Origin of the sequence: Pseudomonas sp. PHC1 (assembly GCF_046487845.1) — a bacterium.
Lineage (GTDB): Bacteria > Pseudomonadota > Gammaproteobacteria > Pseudomonadales > Pseudomonadaceae > Aquipseudomonas > Aquipseudomonas sputi.
The window spans coordinates 122745-143960 of record NZ_JBJXHJ010000014.1 but is presented as its reverse complement, the minus strand read 5'-3'; the positions used below and the strand labels follow the sequence as shown (position 1 = coordinate 143960).

The 21216-nt window shown below is 62.7% G+C and carries 18 protein-coding genes; 8 read left to right on the top strand and 10 right to left on the bottom strand.

Annotated features, from left to right (window positions below; translation table 11 throughout):
- Window positions 1-4 precede the first annotated feature (4 nt).
- Genes ACKJSM_RS18380 through ACKJSM_RS18345 form a run of 8 tightly spaced genes read right to left on the bottom strand, consistent with a single transcriptional unit; the run spans window position 5 to window position 8990 of the window.
- A complete protein-coding gene (locus tag ACKJSM_RS18380) occupies window positions 5-1135 on the bottom strand; it encodes a glycosyltransferase family 4 protein (protein ID WP_236179902.1) in 1131 nt (376 codons plus the stop codon).
- Complete coding sequence (locus tag ACKJSM_RS18375) at window positions 1136-2266, bottom strand: glycosyltransferase family 4 protein (RefSeq protein WP_410238500.1); 1131 nt, start codon at window positions 2264-2266, stop codon at window positions 1136-1138.
- A complete protein-coding gene (locus tag ACKJSM_RS18370) occupies window positions 2250-3617 on the bottom strand; it encodes a glycosyltransferase family 4 protein (RefSeq protein WP_410238499.1) in 1368 nt (455 codons plus the stop codon). Before ACKJSM_RS18370 ends, ACKJSM_RS18375 begins: the two co-directional genes overlap by 17 nt.
- The gene (locus ACKJSM_RS18365; protein WP_410238498.1) at window positions 3614-4864 is read right to left on the bottom strand and encodes an ABC transporter ATP-binding protein; all 1251 of its coding nucleotides are present in this window, start codon (window positions 4862-4864) and stop codon (window positions 3614-3616) included. Before ACKJSM_RS18365 ends, ACKJSM_RS18370 begins: the two co-directional genes overlap by 4 nt.
- Entirely contained in the window at window positions 4864-5661 is a 798-nt protein-coding gene (locus ACKJSM_RS18360; protein WP_410238497.1) for an ABC transporter permease, read from the bottom strand. The genes ACKJSM_RS18365 and ACKJSM_RS18360 overlap by 1 nt, the downstream gene beginning before the upstream one ends.
- On the bottom strand, window positions 5662-7104 hold the full coding sequence (locus tag ACKJSM_RS18355) for a mannose-1-phosphate guanylyltransferase/mannose-6-phosphate isomerase (protein ID WP_410238496.1): 1443 nt from the start codon (window positions 7102-7104) through the stop codon (window positions 5662-5664).
- 3 nt (window positions 7105-7107) lie between these two features.
- Window positions 7108-8079 (bottom strand): GDP-mannose 4,6-dehydratase, encoded by a 972-nt coding sequence (gene gmd / locus ACKJSM_RS18350; RefSeq protein ID WP_085747992.1) that lies wholly within the window; start codon window positions 8077-8079, stop codon window positions 7108-7110.
- On the bottom strand, window positions 8076-8990 hold the full coding sequence (locus tag ACKJSM_RS18345) for a GDP-mannose 4,6-dehydratase (RefSeq protein WP_410238495.1): 915 nt from the start codon (window positions 8988-8990) through the stop codon (window positions 8076-8078). The genes gmd and ACKJSM_RS18345 overlap by 4 nt, the downstream gene beginning before the upstream one ends.
- Before the next feature lie 426 nt (window positions 8991-9416).
- On the opposite strand from ACKJSM_RS18345, the gene ACKJSM_RS18340 reads away from it, so the two are divergent.
- Genes ACKJSM_RS18340 through ACKJSM_RS18310 form a run of 7 tightly spaced genes read left to right on the top strand, consistent with a single transcriptional unit; the run spans window position 9417 to window position 18485 of the window.
- Complete coding sequence (locus ACKJSM_RS18340) at window positions 9417-10964, top strand: glycosyltransferase (protein ID WP_410238494.1); 1548 nt, start codon at window positions 9417-9419, stop codon at window positions 10962-10964.
- A complete protein-coding gene (locus ACKJSM_RS18335; protein WP_410238493.1) occupies window positions 10958-12262 on the top strand; it encodes a glycosyltransferase in 1305 nt (434 codons plus the stop codon). The genes ACKJSM_RS18340 and ACKJSM_RS18335 overlap by 7 nt, the downstream gene beginning before the upstream one ends.
- The gene (locus tag ACKJSM_RS18330; protein ID WP_410238492.1) at window positions 12259-13155 is read left to right on the top strand and encodes a class I SAM-dependent methyltransferase; all 897 of its coding nucleotides are present in this window, start codon (window positions 12259-12261) and stop codon (window positions 13153-13155) included. The genes ACKJSM_RS18335 and ACKJSM_RS18330 overlap by 4 nt, the downstream gene beginning before the upstream one ends.
- On the top strand, window positions 13152-14306 hold the full coding sequence (locus tag ACKJSM_RS18325) for an acyltransferase family protein (protein ID WP_410238491.1): 1155 nt from the start codon (window positions 13152-13154) through the stop codon (window positions 14304-14306). The genes ACKJSM_RS18330 and ACKJSM_RS18325 overlap by 4 nt, the downstream gene beginning before the upstream one ends.
- On the top strand, window positions 14300-15118 hold the full coding sequence (locus ACKJSM_RS18320) for a class I SAM-dependent methyltransferase (RefSeq protein WP_115079773.1): 819 nt from the start codon (window positions 14300-14302) through the stop codon (window positions 15116-15118). The genes ACKJSM_RS18325 and ACKJSM_RS18320 overlap by 7 nt, the downstream gene beginning before the upstream one ends.
- Window positions 15119-15166: 48 nt before the next feature.
- A complete protein-coding gene (locus ACKJSM_RS18315; protein WP_410238490.1) occupies window positions 15167-16360 on the top strand; it encodes a DUF3142 domain-containing protein in 1194 nt (397 codons plus the stop codon).
- Entirely contained in the window at window positions 16347-18485 is a 2139-nt protein-coding gene (locus tag ACKJSM_RS18310) for a hypothetical protein (RefSeq protein WP_410238489.1), read from the top strand. The genes ACKJSM_RS18315 and ACKJSM_RS18310 overlap by 14 nt, the downstream gene beginning before the upstream one ends.
- Here the strand turns inward: ACKJSM_RS18310 and ACKJSM_RS18305 are convergent.
- Entirely contained in the window at window positions 18482-19111 is a 630-nt protein-coding gene (locus ACKJSM_RS18305) for a LysE family translocator (RefSeq protein WP_410238488.1), read from the bottom strand. The genes ACKJSM_RS18310 and ACKJSM_RS18305 overlap by 4 nt on opposite strands.
- 144 nt (window positions 19112-19255) lie before the next feature.
- On the opposite strand from ACKJSM_RS18305, the gene ACKJSM_RS18300 reads away from it, so the two are divergent.
- Window positions 19256-19729: an Lrp/AsnC family transcriptional regulator gene (locus tag ACKJSM_RS18300; protein ID WP_007954205.1), complete on the top strand. Its 474-nt coding sequence runs from the start codon at window positions 19256-19258 to the stop codon at window positions 19727-19729.
- Window positions 19730-19766: 37 nt separating this feature from the next.
- Here the strand turns inward: ACKJSM_RS18300 and lpdA are convergent, their stop codons facing one another.
- Window positions 19767-21167 carry a dihydrolipoyl dehydrogenase gene (gene lpdA, locus ACKJSM_RS18295; RefSeq protein WP_410238487.1) on the bottom strand — a complete coding sequence of 467 codons (1401 nt, stop codon included), beginning with the start codon at window positions 21165-21167 and terminating at the stop codon, window positions 19767-19769.
- Window positions 21168-21216 lie beyond the last annotated feature (49 nt).

The following is a 21216-nucleotide window of genomic DNA, read 5'->3' as shown; positions in this document are numbered from 1 at the left end:
CGGATCAGGCGTAGGACAACGCCTTTTCCTCCAGCAGTTCCTGATACAGCTCGGTCCATTTGCGGCCCATTTCATCGGCTGTGAATAACTGCCGATAGCGGGCCTCAGCCTTGAGGCCCATTTCGGCGGCGCGGGCCGGGTTTTCCCACAGGGTGCGCATCGCTTCGCGAAACGCCTGTGGATGACTCGGTGGCACCACCAGCCCCGTCTCGTTGTGGATATTGATGTAGCTGGTGCCGGTGCCGATTTCGCTGGAGATCATCGGTTTGCCGTACATCGCGCCTTCGAGCAGCGAAATGCCGAACGCTTCCGAGCGCAGGTGCGACGGGAAGACGATGGCGTAGCTCAGTTGCAGCAGGGCGACCTTGTCTTCATCGCTCAGCCGCCCGAGGAAATGAATGTTACGCAGGCCCAGCGCCGCGGCCTGGGCGTGCAGTTCCCGCTCCAGCGGGCCGGCGCCGACGATCACCACCGGATAGTCCACGTCTTTCAAGGCTTCGAGCAGGATGTGCAAGCCTTTGTAATAGCGCATCACCCCGACGAACAGGAAAAACTTGTCCCCAAGCTGCTGCCGCCAGCGATTCATGCGCTCGACGTCAGGCTGTGGATAACCGGCCTTGTTCAAGCCATAGGGGATGACCCGGGTCTTGTCCTGGAACTGCTGCAACACGTCGCTGGTGTGCAGATAGTTCGGCGAAGCCGCGACGATCCGGTCGGCGCTGGCGAGAAAGCGGTTCATCAGCGGGCGATAGAGTTTGAGCAGGTGCTTCTGGCGAATGATGTCCGAGTGGTACGTCACCACCGTCGGTTTGTTCACACCGCTGGCGAAATGCACCAGATCCATGAATGGCCACGGGAAGTGGTAGTTGATGACGTCGGCTTCGGCGGCCAGTTCGCGAAATTGCTTGAACACGCTCCAGGAAAACCCCGTAGAGGCGAACTGGATATCCAGTTTCGCCCGATGCACCTCATGCTGGCCGAGACGCACCACCGCAGGCTCGGGATTGGCGCTGAGGGTCAACACCTGGCCGTCGATGCCGTGCGGGGCGCCACTCTCGCAGAGTTGAAAGATCACTTGCTCGATACCGCCGACCGAGTCAGGCAGGTACGTCTTGAAGAAATGAAGAACTCGCATTCAACCTCCCATGGCCTGGTGGTAGGCGCCGGCCGTGGCCTGCGCGCAACGCTTCCAGGAAAAAAGCCGTGCCTGCTGCAATCCGGCTTCCCGGCATGCCTGCCAGTGCGCTTGATCATCGATCAGTCGGCTCATCGCATCATGCAAACCGCCTGCATCGTCAGCTTCAATATAGTTGCCGGCGTTTCCCGCCACTTCCGGCATGGCCGAAGAGCGGGTGAGCACCACCGGCGTGCCGCTGGCCATCGCCTCCAGCACCGGCAGGCCGAAACCTTCATACAGCGACGGAAAAATCAGCGCCCGGGCACCGGCCAGCAATTGCGCGACTTGCTCATCGGGCAAGTAGCCGAGCAGGCACAGGTGCCCGCAAGCCAGTGCCTGGCGCAATTCATCACTGAACTGGTCGCGCTGCCAGCCGGCCATGCCGACGATCAACAGCGGGAAACGCTGGCGCACCCGATCCGGTAACAGCGCGTGGGCGCGCAGGGCCAGGTTCAGGTTCTTGCGCGGCTCGAGTGTGCCGACGCACAGGAAATATTCCCGATACTCGACCGCATGGGCCTTGAGCACCGCATCGATGTCTTGCGGTTCACGCGGCTGGAAACGCTCGGCGACCCCCAGCGGCGCGACCACGAAACGCTCGGCAGGCAGTCCGAAATAGTCCCGGGCCTCGTCAGCGATGGCTTGCGAGTCGGTCAGAATGATCCGCGCCTGGCGTACGCCATCGGCGAGCCGTCGCTCGATTTCCCGCAGCCGCGCTGGCGGCTGGGTCTCGGGGAAATGCAGGTGCGTGAGATCGTGCAGGGTCATCACGGTCGGGCCATCGAAGGCCAGCGGCCACAGGCTCGGTTCGTGATACAGATCGACCGGTTGCGCAGGGCCCTGATCGAAGCGCTTCTGCTCAAGCCACCGGCGGGCCTGATAGGCGCCGGGGATCTGCCGCAACAGCGGCGTCAGGCGCGAATAACCGGGCACCGCCGCTTCCGGCAGTTGCGAGCTCCAGCCCCAGCCGTGGAACAGCGCCAACTCGATATCAGTTTCCGATTGCAGGGCGTTCACCAGCTCAGCCACGTAATGGCCGATGCCGGTGCGCGGCGCCTGGAGGATTCGGGCGTTAAGGGCTATGCGCATGTTGCCTCGCTGGCACCTGAGGCGCCTCCAGCACATGGCGCGCGGTACGCTCGGCCAGTTGCGCGCTGGCCTCACGCCAGCCGATCCATTGCCAGTCGCTGACATCGCGGGCGGCGGGGAATCGACCGCTGCGCTCAAAGGACTGCACCAGATCGGCAAGGCTGTGCGGCGATCGCAGATCGAAATACGCCATGAACTCACCGCCGATCTCGCGAAACACCGGGATGTCGCTGCCCATCGCCGGCAGCCCGCGCTGCATGGCTTCCACCAGCGGCAAGCCAAAGCCTTCGACGAACGACGGAAACACCAGCGCGCTGGCATGGGCGTAGGCGTGTTCGAGGCTGGTGTCGCTCAAGTCGTTGAACATGAACAGGCGCCGGTTCAGCTCCGGATGATGGCGAATCCGGGCCAGCAGCGCGTCGCACTTCCAGCCGATGCGCCCGGCAATGCACAACCGGGCGCTCGAGCCGTTCGTCCAGGCAAGATCAAAGGCATCCAGCAGGTAGTCGTGGTTCTTGCGCGGCTCGATGGTGCTGACCATCAGGAACACCGGCTCCGGTGCGGCGAACAGCTGGAGCAAACGCGGTTCGACGGTGGCTTCGACGCTTTGCAGATCCAGCTCCGAGCCGAGATGAAAGTAGTCGAACCAGCGTTTGTCAGCCTGGGTCGATCCGAGACGACGTTGCAGTTCTGCACGCAGCTGATCGCGCACCGTGGCGGAAATGGCCATGAAGCCGTCGGCATGACGGGCGATCCAGTCGAACCACTCGCTGTACACCTGGACCAGCCGCGTGTCGTAAAACTGCGGGTGGGACAGGGGAATCAGGTCGTAGATCACCGCAACGATGCCCAGGCCTTCCTGTTTGAGGCGCTCGGCATGCAGGAAAAAGTCCGAATGCCAGGACGAATCCAGCAGCACCAGATGATCGCCCGCTTGGTGTTGCAGCGGCGCGCAGCGTTGAGGCAATTGATAGCGATTGACCTGCTCGACCAGCCGCAGCGGTAGCCCGAATGCACCGAACGAGGTCAGGCGATAGCCGACGTACAACACGCGTCGTGCCAGTTTAGTACGGCAACGAGTGTCCAGCCGTTGATGCAGCTGCCAGAAACGATGAGCCAGCCGTTCCAGGCGTTCGCCAAACGTGACGATGGCATTGAACAGCGGCGAATCCAGCGGCGCCAGACGTGTCACGCGGTATAGCTGGCCCTTGAGCAGAACCACCGGCACGCATTCGACCCCTTCAGCACTTGGCGGAAGCTGTTTGATGACGTTGCGCACCACCCGCTGAATCCCCGAATTGACCTTCGGGTGTTTGAACACGTGGGTGCATTCGACCAGCAGGCGGGTCATGGCGCACGCTCCGCGAGGCTGTCCGCGTGGCGGGTGATCGAGGTGCTGGCGCCCAGCCAGGAACAGCCGACGAAATCTTCCTGACGGTTGTTGATCACGTGGAACACCAGGCCGTAGTCACGCCATTCGAAGTTGCGGTCCAGGTGCGAGTCCAGTCGCGACAGACTCAGGGCCACGGAGTAATTGCCCTTGCCCAAACCCATGACGAACGCAAAGCGATAGGTGATGCGTTCACCCGCACGCAGGTCTTCCAGCGCCTGGTTCTGGCGATGGGTATTGATGCCGTACATGGCCTGGCCCAGGCGATCCTTGATCATGAAGCCGAGCACCAGCCGTTCGATGTCCTGACGAATCTCCACCTCGACTTCCAGTGTCACCGGCTGACCGACTTCGGCGGCGTCGATGGAGCGTTCGCGCTCATCGAGCAGGCGTACGCTGAGGATCCCGGCCTCGCCGGTGCCGGACACGGTGCGCACCTGGCCGCCGTCGAGCAGTTCCTGGCGCACGGTCTGGCCTTCGCGTTCGGCGAGCAGGGCGTTGTAGTAATCCATGACCGCTTCGGGCTTGTCGTGCATCACCATGTGGCCGCCTTCGAGCAGGATCGCCGAGTCGCAGATCGACTGGATCGCGGAGCGGTCGTGGGACACGATCAACAGCGTGGTGCCGGCCTTGCGGAAGCTGCGGATGCGGTCGAAGCTCTTGTGCTGGAAGTAGGCATCGCCCACCGACAGCGCTTCGTCGACGATCAGAATGTCCGGGCGGCGCGCAGTGGCGACGCTGAAGGCCAGGCGCATCTGCATGCCGCTGGAGTAGGTGCGTACCGGGTGATCGATGGCCTCGCCGATTTCCGCGAAGCGTTCGATGTCCGGCATCAGTGCTTCGATGTCCTCGACCTGCATGCCCAGCAGTTGCCCGGCCATGAATGCGTTCTGTCGGCCGGTGAAGTCCGGGTGAAAGCCCATGCCCAGTTCCAGCAACGCCGCGACCCGGCCCTCGAGTTGGATCTGGCCGCAGGTCGGTTGAGTGGTGCCGGTGATCATTTTCAGCAGGGTGCTTTTGCCGGCGCCGTTGACCCCGACAATGCCCACCGCTTCACCGGGGGCGATCTCGAAATTCACGTCCTGCAGCACCCAGTGCTGGCGATGGCGCATCGGCGAAAACGGGATCAGCCATTCGGCCAGGCGGCTCCAGCGGGTGGGGTACTGCTTGTAAGCCTTGCCCAGGCCTGTGACGCGTATGTGCCCCATCAGAGTTCATCCACCATTTCGCCGACCCGCCGGCGAAACAGACGCAGGCCGACTGCGCACAACAACAGGCCGATCACGAAGATCGGCAGCAGCGAACTCCACACCGGCCACTGACCGTAGAGAAACAGGTTCTGGTAGCTGCCGATCAGGTTGGTCAGCGGATTGAGTTGCAGCAGACGCTGCACCCACTCGGGCAGGATGCTCAGTGGGTACACGATCGGCGTCAGCCAGAACCAGAATTGCAGGCAGATGGCGAACAATTGCCCGACATCGCGAAAGAACACGTTGAGCACGCCGAGGATCATCCCCAGTCCGGCGCAGAACAGCACTTGCAGCGCCAGCAGCGGCAACAGTGCCAACAGGGCCATGCCCGGCCAGCGTCCGCTGATCAACAGAAACCCGAGGAACAGGCCGATGATGATCGCGAAGTTGATTCCGGCATTGAGCAGCACGATCACTGGCAGACAGAGGCGCGGGAAGCTGATTTTCTTCAGCAGGTTGGCGTTTTCCAGAAACATGTTCTGGCTGCGCAGGGTGATTTCCGAGAACAGGCCCCAGGTCAGCAGCCCGGCGCACAGGTAGACGCTGTAGGCCATGCCGTCGTCCACGCCGGGCAGACGGGCGCGCATGATGTGGGAAAAGATCACCGTGTACACGACGATCATCGACAGCGGGTTGAGTACCGTCCACAGCGCGCCGAACAGCGAATTGCGATACCGCGCTTGGAACTCCCGCTTGACGCTACCGAGGATGAAACCCCGGTAGTCGTGCAGCGAGCGGTACAGGGAAAGCAGCATTCACACCGTCCTGCCGTATAGGTCTTCGAAGCGGACGATGTCGTCCTCTCCCAGGTATTCGCCACTTTGCACTTCGATGATCACCAGGTCGATCACGCCGGGGTTTTCCAGACGGTGCTTGTGACCGGCGGCGATGAACGTCGATTCGTTCTTCGCCACCAGGGTCGTGCCGCTGCCGTTGTTGGTGACCTTGGCCATGCCTTCGACCACCACCCAGTGTTCATTGCGGTGATGGTGCATCTGCAACGACAGCTTGCCGCCGGGCTTGACCACGATGCGCTTGATCTTGAAGCGCGGGCCTTCCTCGAGCACGGTGTAGGTGCCCCACGGACGGCTGACCGTACGATGCAGGCGATAGGCTTCGTGGGATTTGTCCTTGAGTTGCCTGGCCACGCGCCGCACATCCTGCGCACGGTCGGCGTGGGCTACCAGCACCGCGTCGGCGGTGTCGATGACGATCAGGTCTTCAACGCCTACTGCGGCCACCAGCCGGCCTTCGCTTTGAACGAAGTTGTTGCGGCTGTCGATGAAGATCGCCTCGCCGCTGGCACGGTTGTTATCGGCGTCGGCCGGCACCAGCGCGGCCACCGCGCCCCACGAACCGATATCGCTCCAGTCGAAACCGGCGGGCACCACCACAACTTTTTCCGAGCGCTCCATCAGTGCGTAGTCGATGGAGATGTCGGTGATTTCGGCGAACAGCTGCGCGGACAATTCCTGTTGCAGGCAACCGGCGGTTTCCACCGGTTCGCTGGCGGCCATGCAGGCGCGCGCCTGTTCCAGCAGCTCGGGGGCGTGCAGCGCCAGTTCGGCAATCACCGTTGCGGTGGAGAAACAGAACATCCCCGAATTCCACAGGAAATTGCCGCTCTCCAGATAATGGGTAGCGGTTTGCAGATCGGGCTTTTCCACGAAACGCTGGACCTTGGCTGCGCCCCGATCATTCAGCGGGGCGCCGGTCTCGATGTAGCCGAAGCCGGTTTCCGGGGCGGTCGGCACCACGCCGAAGGTCACCAGATAACCGTCCTTCGCCAGATTGACCGCGTGTTCGACCGCGCTTTTGAGCGCCTCTTCATTGACGATCAAATGGTCGGCGGGCATCACCACCATGATCGCGGCATCACCGTGCAGCGCTTGCAGCGACAGAGCGGCCGCCGCGATGGCCGGTGCGGTGTTGCGTCCGGTGGGCTCGAGCAGGAAATGCCCGCGATGCCGTGACAGATGTGCGGCCTGATAGTGATCCTTGCTCTGGAAGTAGTACTCGCGGTTGGTCACCGTGACAATGTCGCCCCAGCCGTCCAGCAGCGCAGCGGCGCGCCGGTAGGTCTTGCCCAGCAGTGACTGGCCGTCGGGCAGGGTCATGAACGGCTTGGGATGGCCCTCGCGGGACACCGGCCACAAACGGGTGCCGGCACCGCCGGACAGAATCACGGGGATCAGCATGGCCTACTCCTTGGCGACGCGTTTCATGTCCGCATCCATCATCATGCGGATCAGGGTGTCGAGATCGGTCCTGGGTTTCCAGCCGAGCACGCGCTGGGCCTTGGCCGGGTTGCCGAGCAGCACTTCGACTTCCGCCGGGCGGAAGAATGCCGGGTCGATCTTCACGTAATCCCGGTAATTGAGGCCGACGTGATCGAAGGCGATACGGCACATCTCGCGCACGGTGGTGGTGACGCCGGTGGCAACCACGAAGTCGTCGGGCTTGTCCTGTTGCAGCATCAGCCACATGGCTTCGACGTAGTCACCGGCAAAGCCCCAGTCGCGCTTGGCGTCGATGTTGCCCAGGGCCAGCTCCTGCTGTTTGCCCTGCTTGATCCGGGCGGCCGCGTCGGTGACCTTGCGGGTCACGAATTCGATGCCGCGCAGCGGTGACTCGTGATTGAACAGAATGCCGCTGCTGGCGTGCAGATTGAAGCTTTCGCGGTAGTTGACGGTGATCCAGTGGCCATAGAGTTTGGCCACGCCGTAAGGGCTGCGCGGATAGAACGGGGTGTTCTCGTCCTGTTGCTCGGCCTGGATCAGACCGAACATCTCACTGGTGGACGCCTGATAGAAACGGGTGTGCGGGCTGAACTGACGGATCGCTTCGAGCAGGTGAGTCACGCCCAGGCCATCGACGATGCCGGTGGTCACCGGTTGATCCCAGGAGGCGGCGACGAAGCTCTGGGCCGCCAGGTTGTACACCTCGTCCGGCGCCGATTTGATCACCGCGCGCTGCACCGAGCAGGCATCGGCCATGTCGCCGTCCAGGTAGACGATGTCGGCTTCAACGCCCATCTCGCGCAGGCGCCAGCGCGAATCGCTGCTGCGTCGCGCCACCAGGCCGTGAACCTTGTAACCCTTGTCGAGCAGCAGTCTGGCCAGATAGGCGCCGTCCTGGCCGGTGATCCCTGTGATCAATGCACTTTTTGTCATTCTTGTCGTACTCGCGTCTCCCAGTCGGACAGGATCGCCCGCAGGGATTGTTGTGTAGTGGTTTGCGGCGCCCAGCCTGTGGTCCTGGCGAGCCGTTGATGGCTGCCGCAGACGCGACGCTGATCAGCGCGGCGCATGCGCGCCGGATCCTGAACCAGTTGCAGTTCGACCTCGGCCAGGTCGCCCATCTGTTCGATGAGGCTGCGGATGCTTTGCTCACGACCCGAGCAAATGTTGTAGACCTGTCCCGGCGTGCCTTTTTCCAGCAGCGCGAAATAGGCCGAGACCACGTCGTCGACGTCGAGGAAATCGCGGGTGACATCAATGTCGCCGACTTCCAGTTGCGACGTCTGCAGGCCTTGCTTGATGCGGTTGATCTGCCGCGCGGCACTGGCGATGACGAAGCTTTCTTTCTGCCCGGTGCCAATGTGATTGAACGGGCGCGCCACCAGCACCGGCCAGCCCTCGCTCAATCCCCATTGCAGGCTGAGGAATTCGGCCGACAGCTTGCTCACCGCATAGGGATTGCGTGGGCAGGGGGGTTGCTGTTCGGTGATCGGCAGGGCGGACTCATCGACCTGGCCGTAGACGTCGCCCGAGCTGACATACAGGAACGTGCCCTTGAAGCCGCGGGCCTTGAGGGCCTGCAACAGGTTCAGGGTGCCGAGCAGGTTGATGTCGAAGGTACGTGCCGGATCGCGGAAAGCTTCAGGGACAAAGGTCTGGCCGGCCAGATGAATGACCGCATCGGGCAGTTGCGGCCACAGGTCAAAGAGGCTGTCCGGGTTGGTCAGGTCGTAGGGTGAGGCGGCAGGCAGCAGTTCCCACGACGCGTCTTCCCTGTGCAGACGTGACTGGATGTGTTGTCCCACGAATCCACTGAGGCCCGTGATGAACAGACTTTTTTTCAAACAGCGACCCCTTGGTCTTTAACTTTCACCGCTTCCCACAGGCTTTAAGGGAATGTCTGTCAGACCGAGAGAAAATCCAGACAAGACGACGGGTGAAGTCGTTGTTGTAGTTGTTTGGTTGCCAATCTGTGCCAATTGCGCAGCAATTTCAACAGGGCAAATCGTGACTGGTCAGTTCTCGTCAGCGTAGTCGGGTTTTTCTCGCCGGGCGGTTCCCGAATGCGCGACGGATGTGTTTAGAATGCCCCTCGTCGCGGTTCCCCGAACGCTGCCGGAGTGGGTGTGCAACCGGGTGAATCTGACCAATAAAACAAGAACGAAGACGTGTCCCGGAACACTGGACGAGCATCGGCCCTGCCGACTTGATCCAATGTCAGGCCGTCATAGCGTGAAGTTGCCGGGATGGCGATTTCACCGTGAGATGCCATGAATTTCATTCTCTACTCGGACGTCAACGACCGCTCCATCAGCCAGAGTCTCGGGCGTCCCGAATACAGCTATTACTTCGTGCTCAAGGCCTATCGCCCGGTGCTCGAAAGCCTCGGGCAGGTGCATGTGGTGTCCACCAGCGCCGAGGTCGATCCGCTCTATCGACGGCTGCTCGCCACCGGCGAGCCCAGCGTGTTCCTGTCGTTCACTCCGCCGCAAAATACCCCGACCGACCTTGAATGCCCGACGATCTGCGTGATCGCATGGGAATTCGATTCGATCCCCGATGAGTCATGGGACGCTGATCCGCGCCACGACTGGACGCAAATGCTCGCCCGACAGGGCCGGGCCATCACGCTGTCGAGCCACACCGCCCGCGCGATTCGCCGCGCCATGGGCGAGGACTTTCCGGTACTCGTGCTGCCGACGCCCTTGTGGGAAAACTTCGCCGCCATTCGTGAGCAACATGTCAGTGCGCCGATCAATCCCGGCGCGACCCTGGCGATCAAGGGCTGCATTTTCGACAGTCGCACGCTGGCGTTATCTGCCGACGATCTGTTGCCCAAGCCGCTGACTGCCGAACAACTGGCTGAAATCGAAGCGCTGCGCCCGCCACCGCTGACGTTCAAACGCCGCCTGGTCATTGCCCGCCATTATCTGCGTCTGTGGTGGCTGGGGGCAGGTGAAGAACGGGTGAAGTACCTGCATCACTGGTACTGGGAAGGTGTGCAGGATCTGTTGTCGGATCGCACACACGCCTGGCTCGAGAAACGCCTGCCGGCCATTGCCGCTCCGCATGCGGTGGCCGTGGCCGAGCCACCGCCGCTGGATCTGCCGGACACATCCTCGGTGGTCGAGACCACGGTAGAAGGCGTGATCTACGTGACCGTGTTCAACCCCAGGGACGGCCGCAAGAACTGGCATCATCTGGTTACCGCCTTCTGCTGGGCCTTTCGCGAAACACCTGACGCGACGCTGGTGCTGAAGATCACCCAGAACGATCTGGCGTCCTACTACAGCGAACTGATGACCCTGCTCGCGCAACTGACACCGTTCGCCTGCCGGGTGCTGGTGATGCACGGCTATCTGGACGACGCGCAATACGCGCGGCTCTACCAGGCCGCCAGTTTTTACGTCAACGCTTCACGCTGCGAGGGGCTGTGCCTGCCGTTGATGGAGTTCATGTCCAGCGGCAAACCGGTGATCGCCCCGGATCACACGGCCATGGAAGACTACATCGACGACACGGTGGCCTTCGTCGTCGGGTCCAGCGAAGAACTGACGATCTGGCCTCAGGACACCCGGATCATTTACCGCACGCTGCGCTATCGGCCGGACTGGGCTTCGCTCAAAAGCGCCTATGAAAACAGCTACCGGATGGCCAAGGCGCAGCCGCAGGATTACGTGCGCATGTCCGCCGCCGCTGTCGAACGCATGCACGACTACTGCGCTTTCGCCCCGGTGCAGCGACGCATGGCGGACTTTTTCGGTCTCGAGCCATTGGCCGCCGATGCCGCCCCTGTGACGGACAACGCCTCATGCTGATCATCATTCATTCGGAAACCAACCAGCACACCATCGCGCAAAACCTGGGCCGTTCGGAGTACAGCTATTACTTCGTGCTCAAGGAATACCGGCCAGTGCTCGAACGTCTTGGGCGTGTGGTGGAAGTCGTCGACCCGGCGCGCGAAGTCGATGCGCTGTATCTGGAATGCCTGGCCCGTGGCGAACCTTGTGTGTTTCTGTCGTTTTCGCCGCCGCACCGCACGCCGATTCATCTGGCGTGCCCGACGTTGCCGGTGTTCGCCTGGGAATTCAGCACTATCCCCAACGAACCCTTTGACAACGAGCCGCGCAATGACTGGCGCACGGTGCTCCAGGCCTGCGGCGCGGCGATCACCCATTCCAGCTATACGGTCAATGCTGTGCGCGAGGCCATGGGCGCCGACTACCCGATCGTCGCGGTCCCGGCGCCGGTGTGGGATCGCTTTGCGGCCCGTGGCGCGCAACTACAGGGCCAACCCTCGACAGGGCCGGTGCGCCTGACGATCAAGGGGCTGGTCGCCGACAGTCGTCAGCTCAATCTCAATGCGTTCGGCCCGAAGCACCTGCGCCGTGGCCAGGGTATCGATTTCCGGGCACCGGTGCGCGAGCAGGCGTTGCTGCTGGACGGTGTCGTCTACACCTCGGTATTCAATCCAGGTGACGGACGCAAGAACTGGGAAGACATGCTCAGCGCCTTCTGCGTGACGTTTCGCGATGTCGAAGACGCGACGCTGGTGCTCAAGCTCACGCACCACGATGCCGAAGAGGCGCTCAGCGACATTCTTCATCACCTGTACAAGAACCAGTCCTACCGCTGTCGCATCGTGCTGATTTACGGCTACCTCGCAGATGCGGACTACGAGCGGCTGGTGCAGGCCACCCGGTATGTGGTCAACACGTCCTACGGCGAGGGCCAGTGTCTGCCGCTGATGGAGTTCATGTCCTGCGGCAAGCCGGCCGTGGCGCCGCGGACCACGGCGATGATCGATTACCTGAGCACCGATAACGCATTCGTGGTGGAGTCCACCGATGAACTCACCGCCTGGCCTCACGATCCGCGCAAGGCGTTCCGCACGTTGCGCTATATGACCAACTGGGCGTCGGTCTGTGTGGCCTATCGCAACAGCTATGAGGTGGCGAAGAACGATCCCCGGCGCTATGCGCAGATGTCGGCGCAGGCCGTTGCCAGCCTGCAGGCGTTCTGCTGCCAAGCCGTGGCCGAACAGCGTTTGCGCGATTTTCTTGCTCAAGTGCACGAGCTGCGCACTGTGACTGCAACGGAAGCCACAGACGCATGATCCGCGAATGGCTGAAGCGCTGGCGTCCGGTTGCGCAATCAGTGCCCGTCTCATTGCCGGTTGCTGCGCCAGAGCCGCTGGCTGCCAGCGTGTCGCCGCGGGACGTCGGTCTGCACGACGCCATGCTCGACGGCTGGTTTCACGGCGACAGTGGCGAGTTGCTCAAGGGCTTTGCCATTGACGCGCACGACACCCTGCTCGACGTGGGTTGCGGTGAGGGTGTGGCGACATTGTTCGCCGTACGCCAGGGCGCCTCGGTGATCTTCACCGACAGCGAACACGACAAGGTGCGCGACCTCGCCCGGCAAGTCGACGCGCAGAGCCGCAAGGCCAGTCTCGGTCTGGTCAGCAACAGCCTGCCACTACCGCTGAGCGATGGCTGTGCGAGCAAGGTCGTGTGCATGGAGGTGCTGGAACACATCGACCAGCCCGAGCCGTTCATGGCCGAACTGGTGCGCATGGGACGGCCCGGTGCGTTGTACCTGCTCAGCGTGCCGGCACCGGTGGGGGAGCATTTGCAGCAGGGCATCGCCCCGGCGAGTTATTACCAGTCACCCAACCATGTGCAGATCTTTACCCCGGAACGCTTCGCGGCGCTGGTGGAGGAGGCCGGTCTGGTGATCGAGCATCGCCAGGCCACGGGGTTTTTCTGGGTCATGGGCATGATCTTTTTCTGGGCCAGCGAACGGGCTGCCGGACGTGACCTCGGCGGTGCCGTGCGCGACCGGATCCAGGCGCCGTATCCACCGTTGATGGAGAGCTGGGCCAGGACCTGGCAGGACTTGCTGGCGCAGCCCGATGGCCTGGCGATCAAGCAGATGCTCGACCGGTTCATGCCCAAGAGTCAGGTGATCATTGCCCGCAAACCGCTCGATGCAGGACCTGTGTCATGAGCGGGAAACGCATCATGGACATCGAAGTGCTGCGAGCTATCGCGGTACTCGGCGTACTGTTTCATCACTTGCAGGGAAGTCTGTTCACCGACCCGGTGCCGCTGCTTGAAAGGATCCATGCCTGGGCGCAGCCGTGGTGGGGCGTTGACCTGTTTTTTGCGATCTCGGGTTTTGTCATCGCCCGCAGCCTGATCCCGGCGCTGCGCGGTTGCAGCAATCGCCAGGAATACTGGGAGCAGACGCGCAATTTCTGGCTGCGCCGGGCGTTTCGTCTGTTGCCGTCGGCCTGGCTGTGGCTGGCGCTGATGCTGCTGGCGTGCGTGTTTCTGAATCGATCAGGCGCGTTCGGCACCTGGTCCGCCAACGTCCAGGCCACGTTGGCCGGGGTGCTGCAGTACGCCAACTTCCGCTTTGCCGATGCGTTCTTTCATTACGAATACGGCAGCAGTTTCGTCTACTGGAGTCTGGCACTGGAGGAGCAGTTCTACCTGTTGTTCCCGTTGTTGATCCTGCTGTGCCGCAAGCATCTGGTGTGGGCATTGCTGGCGCTGGTGGCGGTGCAGCTGTTTACGGTACGCACGCCGCTGCTGATGGTGATTCGCACCGATGCGCTGGCGCTGGGTGTGCTGTTGGCCATGTGCAGCGTGCAACCGGGTTATCGCCGCTGGGAGCCGGTATTCCTGCGTCGGCCATGGGCCGGATTGTTGGCGCTGGTCGGGCTCGGCGCGTTGCTGAGCTTCATGGCCACCGACCGATTCACCTTTGCCGCTTACCGCATCGGGTCCATCGCCGTGCTCAGTGCCGTGCTGGTATGGATCGCTTCGTACAACCGCGACTACCTGCTGCCGGCCGGTGGTCTGCAACGACTGATGGCCTGGATCGGCAGCCGCTCCTACGGCATTTACCTGATCCACATCCCGGCCTATCAACTGGTGCGAGAGCTGATCTTCCGTTTGCAAAGCGCCGGTCTGCCGAGCCCGGCGGGGCATCCGATCGTGACGCTGCTGATTGCCGGTGGCCTGATCGTGCTGCTCAGCGAACTCAATTACCGTTTGATTGAAATGCCCATGCGCAATCGAGGCGCCGCTCTGGTGAAACGCCTCGGCACCTCGCGAACTGTCGTCTCGTCCTCTGGAGCCACCTCATGCTGAGCCTTTTGAAAAAACTCACGGCGGCTCCGGCCCCCGCACAAGCTGTCGCACCGGTCGCCGACAAGGTGGACCCTTACATGCTCGGCCTGCACGACGCGATGCTCAGCGGCTGGTTCAACCAGGAAACCGGTGAGTTGTTCAAAGGCTTCCCGGTGACCGCCGATGACACCTTGCTCGACGTTGGCTGCGGCGACGGTGGCAACGTGCATTTCTGCGGCATGCGCGGGGCGAAGATCATCATCGCCGACATCGACGGTGCCAAGGTCGAAGCCACTCGTCAGCGCCTGAGCGATACGCCGGCGCGTGGCGTCGAATGCCATGTGACCGACTGCAATCCGCTGCCGATCGCCGATGGCACCGCCACTCGCGTGGTGTCCACTGAAGTCATCGAGCACGTCGACGACCCGGCGCAGTTCCTTGCCGAACTGGTGCGCGTCGGTCAGTCGGGCGCGCTGTACTTGCTGAGCGTGCCGCATCCCAGCTCCGAAGACCTGCAAAAGGACATCGCCGCGCCGGAGTATTTTCAGAAGCCCAACCACATTCGCATCATCAGCGAGGAGCAGTTCAAGGCGATGGTCAGCGAAGCGGGACTCGAGATCATCAGCCACAGCCAGTACGGCTTTTACTGGTCGATGTGGATGATGCTGTTCTGGGAGGCCAAGGTCGAGTTCAGCAACCCGGATCATCCGCTGCTCAACCATTGGGCCGAGACCTGGCAAGCGGTGCTCGACTCGCCGCGCGGCGCGCAGATCAAGCAGGCGCTGGATGCGGTGGTGGCGAAAAGTCAGGTCATCATCGCCCGCAAGCCCTGAATGCTTTTGTGTAACCTTGCAGCCTGATGTCTCAGGGATCTGCAAGGTATGCGCTTTATCATCGGCTGGTCTGCCCTGGTGGCTGTGTTGCTGCTGTGTGCTTGTGAGCGACAGGACGCAGCGCCGCTCGATCAGCAGCTTTACGTCTGGCAACGGCAATGGACCGCGGCCCATGAACCCGCCCTGAACGACAGTCGCAACGACTTTTCGACGTTGCGGGTCTTGGCGTTGCAGGTCTTCCCGAATGCCGGATGGAGTCGGGCACGCGTCGATTCTGCGCTGCTGAAACGCGATGCCCGGCCGTTGATTGCGGTGATTCGCCTCGACGGCCAGCTCAAGGCGCTCGACCCGCCAGCGGTCACGGCGCAGATCCTTCAATTGCTCGCCGATTGGCAAGGTCAGGGACTCACGCTGGCCGGCATCGAGATCGACCATGACGCCGGCAATGCCCGCCTGCCTGCTTACACCGAATTCCTCACTCACTTGCGCGGCGTATTGCCGGCCAACCTGCCCCTGAGCATCACTGCGTTACCTGCCTGGCTCGACAGCCCGCAATTGCCGGCGCTGCTGGCGACCGTCGACAGCAGTGTGTTGCAGGTGCACGCCGTCAGCGATCCGCGTCGCGGTCTGTTCGATCCCGAGCAGGCGCGGCGCTGGGCCAAGGCCTGGGGGCGGGTGACCGACAAACCGTTTTATCTGGCGCTGCCGGCCTATGGCGTGGCGCTGTTGGCGGATGTCGATGGCGCCCCGGTGGTGGAAAGCGAAGTGCCGCTCGAGCGCGGTGGTCAGCGACGCGAACTGCTCGCCGATCCGCAACAACTCGGCCGACTGGCCAAGGCGTTACGCGAGGATCGCCCGGCGCATCTGGCCGGCCTGATCTGGTTTCGGCTGCCGTTGGCCGGCGACCGCAGAGCCTGGAGCCTGAACACGCTGCGCGCGGTGGCCCGAGGCGATGCGTTGAGCAGCCAGCTCGGCGTGGTGTTTACCGAACAGAATGGCCTGCAAGACATTGCCCTGCGTAACGTCGGTAACCTCGACAGCGCCTGGCCCGCCCGCATCACCCTCAAGGCCCGGGGCTGCGAAGGCGCTGACGCGCTCGCCGGTTATGCGTTGCAACAGACGGCGGATCTGCTTACCTTCACCCGCCTGCGCGACGGCCGATTGCCGGCGGGCGGGCAGCGTGCGATCGGTTGGGCACGCTGCGCAAATATTGATCAAGGAGGTTCGCATGTTGACCCGTAACTGGCCCCGCCACCTGCTTTGCCTGAGCCTCAGCCTGCCGCTGGGCTCGGCGCTGGCCTGCGGCCCGGACTTCCCGATGCGTCTGCTTGATGATCGCGGGCAATCGCTGGCGCAAATGCCGGAGGGCAACTTCAGATTCGAGATCAGCCGCCTCGGCAAAACCATCGCCGGGCTGAAGAACGTCACCGCCGCCACCCACCATCCGGATGACATCTATGCCGAGGCGCCAGAACCCGCCGAGGTGCGCGAGAAGGCCGAGCAGATCGGCCTGACCCCTGAACAGCAAGCGCTGGTCAAACACCTGCGCAGCCTGACCGACGCCCGTCAGGTCGAAGCGCAGGGCGCGAGCCTGCCGGCGGAACTGCGTCTGTATGTGGCGGGCGCCGTGGCGTTCGGCGCCGGTGACCATCAACTGGCGGTCGAATACTTCCAGCAATTGCTGGCCCTGCCGGCCGATCAGCGTGCGTTGCGCAGCACCTGGGCCGCTTATTCGCTGGGCCGGTCATTCTTTGCCATGAGCAGTGAAGCAGGCGACGCGATCGAAGCCTTGGAAAACGCCATCGACGCCTTCCGCCAGGCGCGGCAACTGAGCATCGACGGTTTCAGCGATCCGCTCGAGCTGGGCGTGGCCAGCCTCGGTGAAGAGGCGCGGGCGCTGCGCACGGCGGGTGACTGGAACAACGCCATCAAGCTCTATGCCGCGCAGAACCTGCACGGCTCGAACGTCGGTTACACCTCGCTCAAACAGTTGATGAACGAACTGGCCGAAGAGCCCGAAGACCGGCTCACGAAACTGCTGCGCGGCGAAGCGGTGCAGCAACTGGTGACCGCCTCGCTGATCAGCCGGATCGGCTGGTCGTTCGGCGATGAGCCGCCGAACGAGAAAAAGCTGGTCAAGGCGCTGCAAGCGAGTACCCGCGGCAGCCTCGACAACGCTGATCGTCTGGCAGCGATGAATTATCAGCAGGGCGATTACGCCAGCGCCAAGGCGTTCCTCGAACACGCGGGCGACAGCGGCCTGGCGTGGTGGCTGCGGGCGAAACTGGCGGTGCGCGATGGCGACAAGAATGCGGCAGCTGCGGCCTACGCGAAGGCCGCGCAAGCGTTCCCGCAGGACGAGTCCTGGGGCGAGCGGCGCACCGCCGACTGGAATCTCGAAACCGTGCAGCCGAAATGCCGGGTCGAAGGTGAAAGCGCCATTCTTGCGCTGCAACGTGGCGAGTACCTGCAGGCCTTCGACCAGTTGTATCGCAGCCAGCACATTTACTGGTTCGACGCGGCGACCGTGGCCGAGCGAGTGCTGACGGTCGAGGAGTTGAAAAACTATGTCGATACCAACGTGCCGGCACCGCCCGCGCTGAGCCAGCAGGAGCGCGACCATTACGTGCCGTTGCCGGTGGCCGCCAGCCTGCGCAATCTGCTGGGTCGGCGCCTGTTGCGTGAGGGGCATTACGAAGAAGCGGTCGGTTATTTCGACAATGCTGATCTGCAGAACAAGGCCCGGCTCTATGGCGAGCAACGCCTGAAGGCCGACTCAGCGTGGTGGCCGACCAAACGTGCCAGCGCACTGTTCAATGCGGCGTGGACGGCCCGTGAGTGGGGCATGGACATCCTGGGCTACGAAATGGCCCCGGATTACGCGACCTTCGGCGGCAACTACAGCCTGGAAAACACCGAGTTGAAAGTCGGGCCGCTGGTCAGCGAGGCCGAAGTGCAACGTCAGAAGGCCAGTGAAGCGCAACCGGATGAGCGTTATCACTATCGTTTTGTCGCCACGGCGCTGGCCAGCCGTGCGGCGGATAATCTGCCGCACACCAGCCAGGCGTTCGCTGCTGTGTTGTGTTCGGCGGCGGGCTGGAACAGCAGCCTGGAAGAGCAGAGTGCTTTGTACAAACGCTATGTCGATGAAGGTCCGTACGTCCCGTGGGCCGTGGATTTCGGCCATCAGTGTCCTTACCCGGACTTCGAAAATGCCGACAAGCGTTACGTCACTCAGGTGACCGATTCGGTGCGTTCGACACTGCGGCCGTACAAGTGGCCGGTGCAGATCGGAGCGATCGTGGCCTTCAGCGCGGTGGCGTTGCTGCTGATCACCCGCCGCCAGCGCAAGGCCCGCAAAGCCTAAGCCTGCTGGACGAACGTCAGGCGCAGGGCGAAGCCGATCAACAAGCTGCCGAACAACCACTGCTGCACCCGTTGGGCCGTCGGGCTGTGTTTCAGCCAGCGGCCCAGCGCGGCGCCGGTCAGGGCGTAGGCGCTGTCGAACAGCAGACCTGCGCCCACCAGCATCGCACCGAGCACGGCGAATTGCGTCAGCACCGGTGCGCCATGTGCCACGATGAACTGCGGCAGCAGCACCGAGCAGAACAGCAGTGCTTTCGGGTTGAGCAGATTGGTCAGCAGGCCGCGGCGGATGGCGGCGTACCACTGCGCATGACTGTCCGTCTCGGTGCTGGCGTTCAGATCCGGCAGCAGCGTGGTGCGCAGGCACTGAATGCCGATCCACAGCAAATACGCCGCCCCGGCGATCCGCACAGCATCGAACGTCCACGGTGCCGCCTTGAACAGCGCCGCCAGCCCCAACGCCGCGAGCGCTACATGACAGCCTCGGGCGATGGCCAGACCCACCGCCGTGGCCAGTGCTGCACCGCGCCCCTGGCGAGCGCCGGTCTGCAGCAGCAGGATCATGTCCGGGCCGGGCAACAGAAAGACTACCGCCAGCGCCAGGAAAAACAGCCAGAGACTTGCCATGTCGCACCCCATTCGTTGTCGATTCGGTCGCCTCAGTCTAGGGCCGAAGGGCAGGGCAGGTGGTTGCGTAGTCCGCTTCTAAAGGCGACTGAATTGGCATAATCTGCGCGCTTTCACCGCTAAAACCATCAGGATCTGCCAACCATGAAACTGGACGCCTTTGACCGCAAGATTCTCGCCGCGCTGCAACGGGACGGGCGCCTGAGCAATGTGCAGTTGGCCGACGAAATCGGTCTGTCGGCCTCGCCGTGCCTGCGTCGGGTACGGATGCTCGAAGAAGCCGGGGTGATCCGCGGTTATCAGGCCAATCTGGATCGTGATGAAGTGGGGCTGGGGTTGACAGTGTTTGTCGGGGTCAAGGTCGAGCGGCACAACGATGAACAGGCCGAGGCGTTTCACCGGGCGGTGACCGCATTGCCGGAGGTGATTTCGGCGTTTCTGGTGTCCGGGGAATCGGACTTTCTGCTGCAAGTGGTGGTGCCGGATCTGCGCGCCTATGACCGTTTTCTCACCGGCTGCCTGTTGAAGTTGCCGGGGGTGAGCGACATCCGCAGCAATTTTGCGATTCACACGGTGAAGACGCCTGGCGCGCTGCCGCTGGGGCATCTGCCGTCCTGATACTTCCCGCATAACGCGGGAAGTCTTCGCACAGGGCTTACATCTGCGTCGCCATCCCCTCGACATTCATCGCCGCCTGACGCAACGCTTCGGAACGGGTTGGGTGCGGGTGGCAAGTCAGCGCGATGTCCTCGGCTGAGGCGCTGAATTCCATGGCCACGCAGAATTCGCCGATCATTTCACTGACGCTCGGGCCGACCAGGTGCACACCGAGGACTTCATCGGTGCGCTCATCAGCGATGACTTTGGCAAAGCCTTCGGTCTCGTGGTTGATTTTCGCCCGGCTGTTGGCGGTGAACGGGAATTTGCCGACCTTGTATGCCCGGCCTTCGGCCTTCAGCTGCTCTTCGGTCTTGCCGACGCTGGCCAGTTCCGGGCGGGTGTAGATCACGTTGGGAATCAGCTCGTAATTGACCTCACCGGCCTTGCCGGCAATCTGTTCGATGCAGGCCATGGCCTCGTCTTCGGCCTTGTGCGCGAGCATCGGCCCGGACGTCACGTCACCGATCACCCACACGCCGGGCGCTTCGGTGCGATGCTGTTTATTGGCGAGCATGCCGCGTTTGTCGGTGCTCAGGCCGACGTTTTCCAGGCCCAGACCCTGGGTGTACGGACGACGACCGATGGCCACCAGCACGTAATCGGCCTCGAGAATTTCCGCGCTGCCGCCCGCGGCGGGTTCGACGCTGAGCTGTACGCCAGTGGCCGAGGAGGTGGCGCTGGTCACTTTCGAGCTCAGCTTGAAGCTGATCCCCTGTTTGCTCAGTGAGCGTTGCAGGGTCTTGCCGGCTTCGCCGTCGACACCGGGGCAGATGCGGTCGAGGTATTCCACCACCGTCACCTGTGCGCCGAGCCGGCGCCATACCGAGCCGAGTTCGAGGCCGATCACACCCGCACCGATCACCACCAGATGTTTGGGCACTTCACTCAGGGACAGCGCACCGGTGGAGTCGAGGATGCGCTTGTTGTCGATCTCCACGCCGGGCAGGGGAGTGGGCTCGGAGCCGGTGGCGATGACGATGTCCTTGGCGGTCAGCTCGATCCGGCTGCCTTGATCGCCGGTCACGCTGACGTTCCCGGGACCGTCGATGTGGCCCCAGCCCTTGATCCAGTCGACCTTGTTCTTGCGAAACAGAAACTCGATGCCTTTGGTCAGGCCGCTCACGCTTTCGTCTTTCTGTTTCATCATTTGCGCGAGGTTGAGCGTGGGTTTGACCTCGATACCGAGGTTGGCGAACTCCGCTCCCAGTGCTGCTTCGTAGAGCTCGGAGGCATGCAAAAGCGCCTTGGACGGCATGCAGCCGACGTTCAGGCAGGTGCCTCCCAGCGTGGCGCGGCCCTCGACGCATGCGGCCTTGAGGCCCAGCTGGCCAGCGCGGATTGCTGCGTTATAACCGCCGGGGCCGCCGCCCAGAATCACCACGTCATAGTTGCTCATGCTGTTGCTCCTGGTTGAAGGATGCGGATCACTAAAAGTAGTTCGAGCT

Excerpts from the sequence above, each read along its gene's own strand:
- ACKJSM_RS18380 (WP_236179902.1), bottom strand. The coding sequence starts at position 1,135 with ATGCGAGTTCTTCATTTCTTCAAGACGTACCTGCCTGACTCGGTCGGC.
- ACKJSM_RS18355 (WP_410238496.1), bottom strand. The coding sequence starts at position 7,104 with ATGCTGATCCCCGTGATTCTGTCCGGCGGTGCCGGCACCCGTTTGTGG.
- ACKJSM_RS18320 (WP_115079773.1), top strand. The coding sequence starts at position 14,300 with ATGCTGAGCCTTTTGAAAAAACTCACGGCGGCTCCGGCCCCCGCACAA.
- ACKJSM_RS18315 (WP_410238490.1), top strand. The coding sequence starts at position 15,167 with ATGCGCTTTATCATCGGCTGGTCTGCCCTGGTGGCTGTGTTGCTGCTG.
- ACKJSM_RS18360 (WP_410238497.1), bottom strand. The coding sequence starts at position 5,661 with ATGCTGCTTTCCCTGTACCGCTCGCTGCACGACTACCGGGGTTTCATC.
- ACKJSM_RS18370 (WP_410238499.1), bottom strand. The coding sequence starts at position 3,617 with ATGACCCGCCTGCTGGTCGAATGCACCCACGTGTTCAAACACCCGAAG.
- ACKJSM_RS18375 (WP_410238500.1), bottom strand. The coding sequence starts at position 2,266 with ATGCGCATAGCCCTTAACGCCCGAATCCTCCAGGCGCCGCGCACCGGC.
- ACKJSM_RS18365 (WP_410238498.1), bottom strand. The coding sequence starts at position 4,864 with ATGGGGCACATACGCGTCACAGGCCTGGGCAAGGCTTACAAGCAGTAC.
- ACKJSM_RS18325 (WP_410238491.1), top strand. The coding sequence starts at position 13,152 with ATGAGCGGGAAACGCATCATGGACATCGAAGTGCTGCGAGCTATCGCG.
- ACKJSM_RS18340 (WP_410238494.1), top strand. The coding sequence starts at position 9,417 with ATGAATTTCATTCTCTACTCGGACGTCAACGACCGCTCCATCAGCCAG.
- lpdA (WP_410238487.1), bottom strand. The coding sequence starts at position 21,167 with ATGAGCAACTATGACGTGGTGATTCTGGGCGGCGGCCCCGGCGGTTAT.
- ACKJSM_RS18330 (WP_410238492.1), top strand. The coding sequence starts at position 12,259 with ATGATCCGCGAATGGCTGAAGCGCTGGCGTCCGGTTGCGCAATCAGTG.
- gmd (WP_085747992.1), bottom strand. The coding sequence starts at position 8,079 with ATGACAAAAAGTGCATTGATCACAGGGATCACCGGCCAGGACGGCGCC.
- ACKJSM_RS18335 (WP_410238493.1), top strand. The coding sequence starts at position 10,958 with ATGCTGATCATCATTCATTCGGAAACCAACCAGCACACCATCGCGCAA.
- ACKJSM_RS18310 (WP_410238489.1), top strand. The coding sequence starts at position 16,347 with ATGTTGACCCGTAACTGGCCCCGCCACCTGCTTTGCCTGAGCCTCAGC.
- ACKJSM_RS18300 (WP_007954205.1), top strand. The coding sequence starts at position 19,256 with ATGAAACTGGACGCCTTTGACCGCAAGATTCTCGCCGCGCTGCAACGG.
- ACKJSM_RS18305 (WP_410238488.1), bottom strand. The coding sequence starts at position 19,111 with ATGGCAAGTCTCTGGCTGTTTTTCCTGGCGCTGGCGGTAGTCTTTCTG.